Origin of the sequence: Wolbachia endosymbiont (group A) of Portevinia maculata, assembly GCF_964028525.1 — a bacterium.
In the GTDB taxonomy this organism is placed as follows: Bacteria; Pseudomonadota; Alphaproteobacteria; order Rickettsiales; family Anaplasmataceae; genus Wolbachia.
On the sequence record NZ_OZ034786.1, the window covers coordinates 946,338 to 958,591 of the forward strand.

Sequence of the window (12,254 nt, forward strand, 5' to 3'; positions counted from 1 at the left end):
GATATAGCTCTTTTAATTAGTTTGGGGTATTTTAATGGTTGATTCTTCTTATATGTACGCTTCTGGTGCTTTTGTCCCTAGAGTTTCTTATTCTAGGTCGATTGATTTAAAAGATTCTTTATTGGATTTGGTTAAGGTTCAAAAAGAATCGTATGATTCATTTGCTCCTAAGAATAAGGGTAATGAAAGACTTGAAGTTATCTTTCATACAATCTTTCCAATAAATGATCCTTTGCGTAGGGCTACTATTGAGTTTATAAGTTGTAGGGTAGATGATCCTAAGTATGATGAATCTGAGTGTATAAAGCGTGGTGTAACTTTTTCTGCTCAGGTTATTGCTTCTATACGTCTTGTTGTTATGCAGGATGGTATTTCTCTTGATGAATATAAATCGATTAAAGAGAGTGAAGATCATTCTAAACTTGCAACCGTTGTAAAATCTATAGAAGAGCAGGAAGTCCACTTTTGTGGGTTGCCTATGATGACTGATAAGGGCACTTTCATCATTAATGGTGTAGAAAAAGTTATTGTCTCACAAATGCATAGGTCTCCTGGTGTATTTTTTGATAGCGATAAGGGAAAAACTTACAATTCTGGTAAATTGATCTATTCTGCTAGAATTATTCCTTATAGGGGTTCTTGGCTTGATATTGAATTTGATGTTAAAGACCATTTGTATTTTCGTGTTGATAGAAAAAGAAAATTGCCAATCTCAGTTTTGTTAAAGGCGTTAGGTCTATCAAATAATGATATACTCGATAGATTTTATGAGAAAATAAAGTATGTAAAACATAAAGATGGTTGGAAAGTGCCTTTTGTTCCTGATAAATTTAAAGGAGTGAGGTTGCCTTTCGACTTAATGGATATTGAAGGTAATGTGCTGCTTAAAGCTAACGTTCGTATCACCTCAAGACTAGCTAAAAAGCTATATGATAATGAATTGAAAGAGTATCTGGTTCCTTTTAATTCTATATGTGGTTTATTCCTCGCAGAAGATTTAATGGATAGTGCTAGCTCTACGAAAATTTTATCTGCTGGTGAATCTATAAAGCTGGAAGACATAAAGAAGCTTGAGTTATTGTCTGTGGATGAAATATCAGTATTGAACATAGATAATGTATCTGTTGGACCTTATATATTAAATACGCTTTTCTTAGACGAAAACATGTCTTATCAGGATGCGCTATATGAAATATATAGAGTTTTGCGTCCTGGTGAAGTTCCTGTTTTAGAGATAGTAGAGGAGTTTTTCCGTAATCTTTTCTTCAGTCCGGAATATTATGATTTGTCTAACATTGGTAGGTTGAAGCTTAACTCTTACCTTGGATTAAATTATGATGAGGATTTAACTGTTTTAACGTATGAAGATATTATTGAAATTGTAAAAAAAATAGTATTGTTACGTGACGGTCAAGGATCTGTAGATGATATTGATCATTTAGGAAACAGAAGAGTAAGATCAGTTGGAGAGTTTATAGAAAATCAATTTAGAACTGGGTTGTTGAAATTGGAACGCGCAATAGTTGATTCTATGTCCACTTCTAGTTTAGATAAAGTTTCTCCATCTGATTTTATTAATCCAAAAGTGTTAACTAATGTCTTAAGAGATTTCTTCAATTCTTCTCAATTATCTCAATTTATGGATCAGACTAATCCGTTATCTGAAATAACACATAAAAGAAGGTTGTCCGCGTTAGGTCCTGGCGGTTTAACAAGAGAACGGGCAGGATTTGAAGTGCGTGATGTTCATCCAACTCATTATGGAAGAATTTGCCCTATTGAGACTCCTGAAGGGCAAAACATAGGGTTAATCAACAGTTTAGCTATATACGCGCGTATTAATAAATATGGTTTCATTGAAAGTCCTTATAGAAAAGTAGTTAATAGGGTTGTTACTGATCAAATTGAGTATCTGTCTGCCATAGATGAAGGTTTATATTATATAGCTGATACCAGCGCAAAGCTCGATGAAAATAATTGCTTTGTTGATGATATGCTATACTGTAGATATGCTAGTAGTTTCATTATGGTAAGTAGTGATCAGGTGAGTTACATTGACGTATCTCCTAAGCAGGTAATATCAGTTGCGGCTTCCTTGATTCCATTTTTAGAAAATGATGATGCTAATAGAGCATTAATGGGCTCAAATATGCAACGTCAGGCCGTACCTTTATTGAAGCCTACCGCTCCTCTGGTTGCTACTGGTATGGAGTCTTTTGTAGCTTCTGGCTCTGGTGCTGTAGTTTTAGCAAAACGCGATGGCATAGTTGATAGTTCTGATAGTAACTCTATAGTTATACGTGCTTTTGATAAAGAAAGGGTTAACTACTTGGACGTAGATATTTATCATCTAAGGAAATTTCAGCGTTCTAACCATAATACTTGTATTAATCAAAGACCGCTAGTGTGCGTAGGTGATTATGTTAAAAAGGGTGATGTAATAGCTGATGGTCCTGCAATTAACAGTGGTGAGTTGGCGCTTGGTAAAAATTTGCTAGTCGCTTTTATGTCTTGGCAAGGTTATAATTTTGAAGACTCTATTATTATTTCTAGTGAAGTTGTTAAAAAAGATCTCTTTACTTCTATTCATATAGAAGAATTTGACTGTGTTGTACATGATACCCCTTTAGGATCAGAAAAAATAACTCGTGCTATACCTGGTGTTAATGAAGAAAATCTATATCACTTGGATGATAGTGGTATAGTGAAAATTGGTACAAGAGTTGGTCCAGGCTATATTCTGGTAGGTAAAGTTACACCTAAACCTTCTCTTTCATTGCCTCCTGAAACGAAGTTATTAATGACAATTTTTGGTGAAAAGTCATTCGATTGTGCAGATTCCTCTTTATATACATCTCCAGATGTTGAAGGGACAGTAATTGATGTACAAGTCTTTACACGCAGGGGGGTTGAAGAAAATGAAAGGGCATTACTCATCAAACAAAAAGAGGTAAATGACTTTGAGGAAGAGCGAGATTATATAATCAATGTTACTAGTGAATATTTCTATGATGAACTGAAGAAACTTCTTATTAATTCTGGTTCTCAAGATCGAGAAAAATTTGACTCTATTGAACGTGAGCAATGGTGGGGTATAGGATTAAAAAACCAACCCATTTCTGAGCAAGTTAAGAGCTTAAAAAAAGATTTTGATGAAAAAGTATCACATGCAATAGCACAGTTTAAGCGAAAAGTAGAAAAATTACATGAAGGTTATGACCTGCCTCAAGGTGTGTCGATGTCAGTAAAAGTTTTCATTGCTGTGAAACATAGTCTGCAACCAGGGGATAAAATGGCTGGTAGACATGGGAATAAAGGTGTGATCTCTCGAGTTGTGCCAGTGGAAGATATGCCTTATTTGGAAGATGGTACTCCTGTTGATATTATTCTTAACCCTCTTGGTGTTCCTTCACGAATGAATGTAGGGCAAATACTGGAAACGCATGTAGGTTGGGCTTGTAGAAAATTAGGGGAAAGGGTAAGTAATATTCTCGATGAGATCAATAAAATCAAAAGTGCTTTTTGCAAGGGAATTAGGTCCCTTAACGATGATAATTTTACACAATTTGCAGTAGCATACCTTGACAATAAAAAAATTGAAAATATTGATGATGATGAAATAATGGCTTCTGTTTTAAATACACCTAATAAAAATGCACTAAATGACGAGTTGAATGCGTTAGTAGAGAACTATTTGAACTCTTGTAAAAGTTCATACAGCAATTTACGTAATTTCCTGATTGAGGTTTATAGCTATGGTAGTAACGTATCTATCTGTAATGATATTCGTAATATTAGTGATAATAATCTCATTGAATTTGCACGTAAATTACGTGATGGCGTTCCTGTTGCTGCACCTGTATTTGAGGGTCCAAAAGATGAACAAATAGCAAAATTATTTGAACTTGCTGGTTTGGATAACTCTGGACAAGCTGTATTATATGACGGTTGCAGTGGTGAAAAATTCGACCGCAAGGTTACAGTTGGTTACATGTACATGCTTAAGTTGCACCACTTGGTTGATGGTAAAATTCATGCACGTTCAGTAGGGCCTTATAGTTTGGTTACTCAACAACCTCTAGGAGGAAAATCTCATTTTGGTGGTCAGCGTTTTGGTGAAATGGAATGTTGGGCATTACAAGCCTATGGTGCTGCTTATACTTTGCAGGAAATGTTAACTGTGAAGTCTGATGATATTAATGGTAGAGTTAAGATTTACGAATCGATAATAAAAGGTGACAGTAATTTTGAATGTGGAATTCCTGAATCCTTTAATGTGATGATAAAAGAACTACGTTCTTTATGTTTAAATGTAGATTTAAAGCAAAATGATGTAGTGATTGAAGATATATCTCACACTAACATTGCACAACCTTTTAATGAGGTTAGCATATCGATTGCTAGCCCTGAAAGTATTAAGCGTATATCTTGTGGTGAGATAGAAGATGTTTCAACTGCAAATTATCGTACGTTCAAAGTTGAGAAAGGTGGATTATTTTGCCCTAAGGTTTTTGGCCCTGTCAATGACGATGAATGTTTATGTGGAAAATACAAAAAAAGAAGACACAGAGGTCGCATATGTGAAAAATGCGGAGTAGAAGTTACATCTTCTAAAGTAAGAAGAGAAAGGATGGGTCATATAGAGCTTGCATCTCCTGTTGCTCATATATGGTTTTTGAAATCGCTTCCTTCAAGAATTGGAGCATTATTGGATATGTCTCTCAGAGATATTGAGAATATTTTATATAGCGATAATTATATCGTGATAGATCCTCTTGTTTCGCCTTTTGAAAAAGGTGAGATTATTAGTGAAAAAGCTTATAATGAAGCTAAAGATAGCTATGGGATCGATAGTTTTGTAGCTATGCAAGGTGTTGAAGCTATAAGAGAGTTGCTAACGCGCCTTGATTTACATGAAATTAGGAAGGATTTAAGACTAGAATTAGAGTCTGTTGCTTCTGAGATAAGAAGAAAGAAAATTATAAAGAGATTGCGTATTATTGAAAACTTCATTAAATCTGGAAATAGGCCTGAGTGGATGATACTTACAACTATACCTATTTTACCACCTGATTTGCGTCCTTTGGTATCGCTTGAAAGTGGTCGTCCTGCAGTTTCTGATCTGAATCATCATTATAGGACTATTATTAATAGAAATAACAGGTTGAGGAAATTGTTGAGCTTAAATCCTCCTGAGATTATGATTCGTAATGAAAAAAGGATGTTACAAGAAGCAGTTGATTCTCTTTTTGATAATAGTCGTCGTAATACTTTGGTAAACAAAGCTGGTGCTGTTGGATATAAAAAGTCCATTAGTGATATGTTAAAAGGAAAACAGGGTCGTTTTCGCCAGAACCTCTTAGGAAAAAGGGTAGACTACTCTGGACGTTCTGTAATAGTTGTTGGTCCAACTTTGAAACTAAATCAGTGTGGATTACCAAAAAGAATGGCTCTTGAACTATTCAAACCTTTTGTTTACTCAAAGCTTAAGATGTATGGTATGGCTCCAACTATTAAGTTTGCTAGTAAGTTGATAAGAGCAGAAAAACCAGAAGTTTGGGATATGCTTGAAGAGGTAATAAAAGAGCATCCTGTTTTGTTGAATAGAGCGCCTACGCTACATAGACTTGGTATTCAGGCTTTTGAGCCAATCCTTATTGAAGGCAAAGCAATACAGCTTCATCCGCTTGTCTGTACGGCGTTTAATGCTGATTTTGATGGTGACCAAATGGCAGTGCATGTGCCAATTTCATTGGAAGCTCAGCTTGAAGCTAGGGTGTTGATGATGTCCACTAATAACGTTTTAAGTCCTTCTAATGGCAGACCGATTATAGTTCCTAGTAAAGATATAGTACTTGGTATATATTATCTGACTTTACAAGAACCTAAGGAAGATAATTTACCATCTTTTGGTGCTTTTTGTGAAGTTGAGCATTCTTTGAGTGATGGTACTTTACATATTCATTCTAGTATAAAGTATAGGATGGAGTATATTAATAGCAGCGGTGAAACTCACTATAAAACTGTTTGTACAACTCCTGGCCGTTTAATATTATGGCAAATTTTTCCTAAGCATGAGAATCTAGGCTTCGATCTAATAAATCAGATATTAACAGTCAAGGAAATAACTGGTATAGTTGATTTAGTATATCGTAACTGTGGTCAAAGTGCTACAGTGGCATTTTCTGATAAATTAATGGTACTTGGCTTTGAGTATGCCACATTTTCTGGTGTTTCTTTTGGTCGTTGTGATCTGGTTATACCTGAAACTAAAGCTACACATGTTGATCACGCGAGGGGTGAAATTAAGAAATTCTCTATGCAATATCAAGATGGGCTAATAACTAGAAGTGAGAGGTATAACAAGGTTATAGATGAATGGTCTAAGTGTACGGATATGATAGCTAATGATATGTTAAAAGCAATATCTATATATGATGGAAATAGTAAGTACAACTCAGTGTATATGATGGTTAACTCTGGTGCAAGGGGTTCTACTTCACAGATGAAACAGCTAGCAGGAATGCGAGGGCTCATGACCAAACCTTCTGGTGAGATTATAGAAACACCTATAATTTCTAATTTCCGTGAAGGATTGAACGTATTTGAATACTTTAATTCTACTCACGGTGCGCGTAAAGGTTTAGCTGACACTGCGCTTAAAACTGCAAACTCTGGATACTTAACTCGTCGTTTAGTTGATGTGTCTCAAAATTGCATAGTTACAAAGCATGACTGTAAAACAAAAAATGGTCTTGTTGTGAGAGCTACAGTTGAAGGAAGTACTATAGTTGCATCTCTAGAGAGTGTTGTGCTGGGTAGAACATCTGCAAATGGTATATATAACCCAGTGACAAAAGAATTATTAGTAAAAGCAGGGGAATTAATTGATGAGGATAAAGTAAAGCAAATCAGCATTGCAGGTCTTGATGCTGTAAAAATTAGATCGCCTTTAACTTGTGAAATAAGTCCTGGTGTGTGTTCTTTGTGTTATGGAAGAGACCTTGCAACTGGTAAAATTGTTTCAATAGGTGAAGCAGTTGGTGTTATAGCTGCTCAATCTGTTGGAGAGCCAGGTACTCAGTTAACGATGCGTACTTTCCATATAGGTGGGGTAATGACTAGAGGCGTTGAATCCTCAAATATTATAGCTTCTATTAGTGCTAAAATAAAGTTAAACAATAGTAATATAATTATAGATAGAAACGGAAATAAAATTGTGATAAGCCGTTCCTGTGAAGTCGTGTTGGTTGATAGCCTTGGTAGTGAGAAGTTGAAGCATAGTGTACCTTACGGTGCTAAACTTTATGTGGATGAGAGTGGGTCAGTAAAAATTGGCGATAAAGTTGCGGAATGGGATCCTTATACATTGCCTATTATCACGGAGAAGACTGGTACAGTGTCTTATCAGGACTTAAAAGATGGAATTTCGATCACTGAAGTGATGGATGAATCTACAGGAATATCAAGCAAAGTAGTAAAAGACTGGAAATTGCATTCTGGTGGAGCTAGTTTACGTCCTCGTATTGTGCTGCTTGACGATAATGGTAAAGTAATGACACTCGCAAGTGGCGTTGAAGCATGTTATTTTATACCAATTGGTGCAGTGCTCAATGTACAAAATGGCCAGAAGGTTCATGCAGGTGATGTTATTACAAGAACACCAAGAGAGTCAGTTAAAACTCGTGATATTACTGGTGGTTTACCGAGGGTTATAGAGTTATTTGAAGCACGTCGTCCTAAAGAGCATGCTATTGTTAGTGAGATAGATGGCTATGTAGCGTTTTCTGAAAAAGACCGTAGAGGAAAACGCAGTATATTAATTAAACCTGTAGATGAACAAATTTCTCCAGTTGAATATTTGGTATCAAGAAGTAAGCATGTAATAGTCAATGAAGGTGATTTTGTACGTAAAGGTGATCTATTGATGGATGGTGACCCTGATCTCCATGATATTTTACGTGTGCTTGGGTTAGAAGCTTTAGCGCACTATATGATTTCTGAAATACAGCAAGTTTATAGATTGCAGGGTGTTCGTATAGACAACAAGCATTTAGAGGTGATCTTAAAACAAATGCTACAAAAAGTGGAAATTACTGATCCTGGTGATACTATGTACTTGGTTGGCGAAAGCATTGACAAGCTGGAAGTTGATAGGGAAAATGATGCTATGAGTAACTCTGGCAAACGGCCTGCTCATTATCTTCCTATTCTGCAGGGGATTACTAGGGCAAGTCTTGAAACTAGCTCCTTTATTTCTGCTGCTTCTTTCCAAGAGACAACAAAAGTACTTACAGAAGCAGCATTCTGCGGGAAGAGTGATCCTTTAAGTGGATTAAAAGAAAATGTTATAGTAGGAAGATTAATTCCTGCTGGTACAGGTTTGATTATGAATAAGATCAGAGCACTTTCACTTTGTGATAATATAGATAAATATGAAAAATATTTTGATATTGAAACTTATGACGAGAAATGGTTTATGGATAATAATTGTCATTTACACTCTGGTGAGGAAGAGAGCGTAGTGGCATATGATCAGTCGAATTGAGTACAGCTAGTGTGTCTCTTGACCAAAAAAGCCAATAATATTTTCTTTCACTTCTGTGCTATCTGTCATGTTATTTACTCTCATGCGAAATTCAGATGAGCTTTGAAGCCCGCTACTGTACCAACCTATGTGTTTGCGGGCCATCTTTATTCCTGTGTTATTTCCATAGTACTCAAGAATATTGTCGTAATGCTCGAGTATGATGCTTAATCTCTCTGAAGCTGTTGGCTCAGAAGTTTCACTTCCACTGAGAAAGTTCATTGCTTGATTAATCAGCCAAGGTTTACCGTAGGCACCACGACCTATCATCACTCCGTCTGCTCCAGATTCTTTGAGAGCATTCTGAATATCATTTAAATTTTTAATATCGCCATTTACTATAACTGGAATTTTCACTTGCTCCTTAACATTTCTAACGAATTTCCAATCTGCTTGGCCGTTATAGAGCTGTGCCCTCGTTCTTCCATGCACAGTGATCATTTTTGCTCCTAAGTCTTCGGCAATTTTCGCAAGCCTCGGTGCATTGCGATTTTCATCGTTCCATCCAGTGCGCATTTTTACCGTAACTGGCACATTCACTGCTTTGACCACGGCCTCAATTATCTCAGCGGCTTTTTTCTCATCGCGCATTAGTGCTGATCCTGCATAACCGTTTACAACTTTTTTAACAGGACAACCGAAATTTATATCTATTATTTTTGCACCCATATCCTCGTTGAGCTTTGCAGCCTCTGCCATTACATCCGGCTCGCATCCAGCAAGCTGCACAGCAGTTAATTCATCGACTTTTGCTTTTTGCAGACTCTGGCGAGTTTGCATAATCATGGCTCTGCTTGCAATCATTTCTGAAACTAACAAACTTGCACCTAGCTTCTTTACAATACTTCTAAACGGATAATCAGTTACCCCTGACATTGGAGCTAAAATAACTGAAGAATCAATCGTCAAACTTCCTATTTGGAGGGGCATAAGGTTAATGGTAATCCTTCATTGTAAACTATATAGCAAACTGAGCTGTATTCTGCACCCTTGAGGTAAGAGAGGTGTCCGTTCCTGGTGGAAGATCGCATAAAAGCCCGTTTTCTAGATCTTCCTTCCATTTTTCATCTTCCATAAGCGCTTTTGTAAACTCTCTTCTTTTCTTTTGCAATTGTTCTGGATTAGGCTTGTATTCCGATAACTCTGCGTCAATTTCATCAAATGATTTACCTTCGTTGAGCATTTGCGTAATCCTATGAGCGTTTTCCAATGCAAATATTCCACAATTATGTCCATCGCTTTGTTGTTTGGCTCCGGAGCTTCTTATATTACAGTTCTCTATTTCCAAAACTGCTTCCAGTGCGCTCACTATATTATCAGTATTTATTGGGACATTAATTAATTCATTTTTCTTGTTCCGACACGTTTGTGCTGTCTCTTTGACATCTTTACTCATTTCTTTTTTTCCTTGCGCATTCAACTCACTAGCTTGATCAGTAAGAGGTGTAACCAATTCTTTAATTGCATTTGCAAGTTCTATTTTCTTACGTTGACTACCAGGACTTGGTAAATCAGCACTAAAAGAATCACAATAATAAGCTCTAAATTGTTTATTATCCGAGTTGTATGCAACAACTAGCGTTACCCAATGATTACCACCCAAATTAATAACTGAAGTAAATATCCTTTTCGAACTCTCTCGTTCTGCTTTATTTTTATATTCTCCCAACCTTTCACTCAAGGTTTCAAGATTACCAGGAATACAGAAGAATACACCATCCGTAAAATCTTCTGAATACTTATATTTAATTCTTGCAATATTAGCAATATCATGTTGCTGCAACCAGTAAGCGTAATTCTTTCTATTTGTTTGATGCACAAGAGTGTCCAAATTTTCATGAAACTCTTTACCACCCAAACCACTATCCAAAGAGCTTCTACGACTACTGTTCCTTGAATCGGGTTCACTGCCTGGTACAACACCACTATCTCCATCTTGAGTTTTTTGCTCACCTTGACCTGCTCCTTTTCCATTAACATAACCTTTTACCAAGTGAAATAAAGGTTTAACAATCATTTTGTATGCTGCTGTAAGGACTACTCCCATTATAATCCAAATCACAGGATGAGAAATTAGCATAGCAAGTGGAAAGGTCAATAGAGGAAATCCTATTATCAACCCCAAACAGCCAACAGCAAATGTGGCTGCTAGGCATACGCAAGTAGCGTAGATAACGAATTTCCCACCAGCAAAGTAAGTGCTCTCTTTAAATTGATTATATTTTTCTGTGATGCCCATACTACATCCTATGAATGCTAAGTTAATTAAATTTTAACAAATTCTAACAAAAAAATCAACCATAATAATTTTAGTAGTATGAGAAAATATTGAATATTAAGAGCTTTTGAAGTACAGTAACAGTGTTAGTAATAGCACAATATATGCACGATATAGAATATATACGCAAAAACCCTGAAGGATTTGAAAAGGCAATGAAAAGCAGGGGGATAAGAGAGTTTACTGCAAAAGAGATATTAGAAATTGATCACGAGAAAAGGTCATTAACCACTAAATTGCAAGATTTAAATAGGCAGCGCAATGAAATCACAGAGGAAATAAAGAAGCTTAAAATGAGCAAGAGCCCTTGTGAAGAGCAAATAGAGTTGTCAAAAGACATCACGAATGAGATAGAGGCAATTAGCTTAAAGGAACAAGCAGAAAAGGATAAGTTAGTGAATGTTTTATCTAACTTGCCGAATATTCCTGCGCAAGATGTGCCAATAGGCGCAGATGAGAACTCTAATTTAGAGGTGAGAAGATATGGAGGAAAAAGACAGTTTGATTTTGTACCAGAATCTCATTATGAACTCGGAGAAAAATTAGGTTTAATGGACTTCGAACAAGCGGCGAAAATTTCCGGATCAAGATTTGCGATATTAAAAGGACAGTTAGCTAAGCTTGGACGAGCGCTAATAAATTTTATGCTTGAAATGCATGTTAATGAATTTGGCTATACTGAGGTGTACCACCCAGCTTTGGTGAAAAACGAAGCTATGTATAACATTGGTCAGCTACCAAAATTTTCTGACGATTCGTATTTAACTACCGACGAATTGAGGTTGATTCCCACAAGTGAAGTGTTTTTAACAAATTTGGTTGCTGATAAAATAGTAGAGGAAAAAGAACTGCCTATTCGTTTTACTGCGTATTCAGAGTGTTTTCGTAAAGAAGCAGGCAGCGCAGGGCGAGACACGAGAGGCATGATAAGGCAACACCAATTTGGTAAAGTGGAGTTGGTGAGTATTACAACTGAAGACCAATCAAATGATGAACTTGAGCGCATGACGAGTGTTGTTGAAGAGATATTAAAAAAACTAGAATTACCGTATAGAGTAATGCTACTGTGTAGTGGTGATATGGGTTTTGCTGCACAAAGGACTTATGACATAGAGGTATGGTTACCTGAGCAAAATAAATATAGAGAAATATCAAGCTGCTCAAATTGTGGTGCATTTCAAGCAAGAAGGATGAACGCTAAATACTCTTCAGAAACTGATAAAAAGATAAAAAAATATGTTCACACTTTAAACGGCTCAGCTTTAGCTATAGGAAGAACGATTGTTGCCATAATGGAGAATCATCAAAATTCTGACGGGTCGATTGCAATACCAAACGTGTTGCAAAAATACATGAGTAATGATACTGTTATAAGCAAATAATAATTTT

The 12,254-nt window shown here is 36.3% G+C and carries 4 protein-coding genes; 2 read left to right on the forward strand and 2 right to left on the reverse strand.

All coding sequences use genetic code 11. The features are described 5' to 3' along the window. Window positions 1-34 precede the first annotated feature (34 nt). Window positions 35-8,548 carry a DNA-directed RNA polymerase subunit beta/beta' gene (locus tag ABWU36_RS04705; RefSeq protein WP_353273074.1) on the forward strand — a complete coding sequence of 2,838 codons (8,514 nt, stop codon included), beginning with the start codon at window positions 35-37 and terminating at the stop codon, window positions 8,546-8,548. A gap of 6 nt (window positions 8,549-8,554) precedes the next feature. On the opposite strand, the gene dusB is transcribed toward ABWU36_RS04705, so the two are convergent. Next, window positions 8,555-9,517, reverse strand: coding sequence for a tRNA dihydrouridine synthase DusB (dusB, locus tag ABWU36_RS04710; RefSeq protein ID WP_264735904.1), 963 nt, complete (start codon window positions 9,515-9,517; stop codon window positions 8,555-8,557). Window positions 9,518-9,545: 28 nt separating this feature from the next. Continuing rightward, window positions 9,546-10,826, reverse strand: a complete 1,281-nt coding sequence (locus tag ABWU36_RS04715) for a hypothetical protein (RefSeq protein ID WP_265045400.1) — start codon at window positions 10,824-10,826, stop codon at window positions 9,546-9,548. A gap of 143 nt (window positions 10,827-10,969) precedes the next feature. On the opposite strand from ABWU36_RS04715, the gene serS reads away from it, so the two are divergent. Continuing rightward, window positions 10,970-12,247 carry a serine--tRNA ligase gene (gene serS / locus ABWU36_RS04720; protein WP_353273075.1) on the forward strand — a complete coding sequence of 426 codons (1,278 nt, stop codon included), beginning with the start codon at window positions 10,970-10,972 and terminating at the stop codon, window positions 12,245-12,247. Window positions 12,248-12,254: the final 7 nt, after the last annotated feature.

Bases quoted from the DNA above. Each gene is read 5' to 3' on its own strand.
- ABWU36_RS04705 (WP_353273074.1), top strand. From the start codon at position 35: ATGGTTGATTCTTCTTATATGTACGCTTCTGGTGCTTTTGTCCCTAGA.
- dusB (WP_264735904.1), bottom strand. From the start codon at position 9,517: ATGCCCCTCCAAATAGGAAGTTTGACGATTGATTCTTCAGTTATTTTA.
- ABWU36_RS04715 (WP_265045400.1), bottom strand. From the start codon at position 10,826: ATGGGCATCACAGAAAAATATAATCAATTTAAAGAGAGCACTTACTTT.
- serS (WP_353273075.1), top strand. From the start codon at position 10,970: ATGCACGATATAGAATATATACGCAAAAACCCTGAAGGATTTGAAAAG.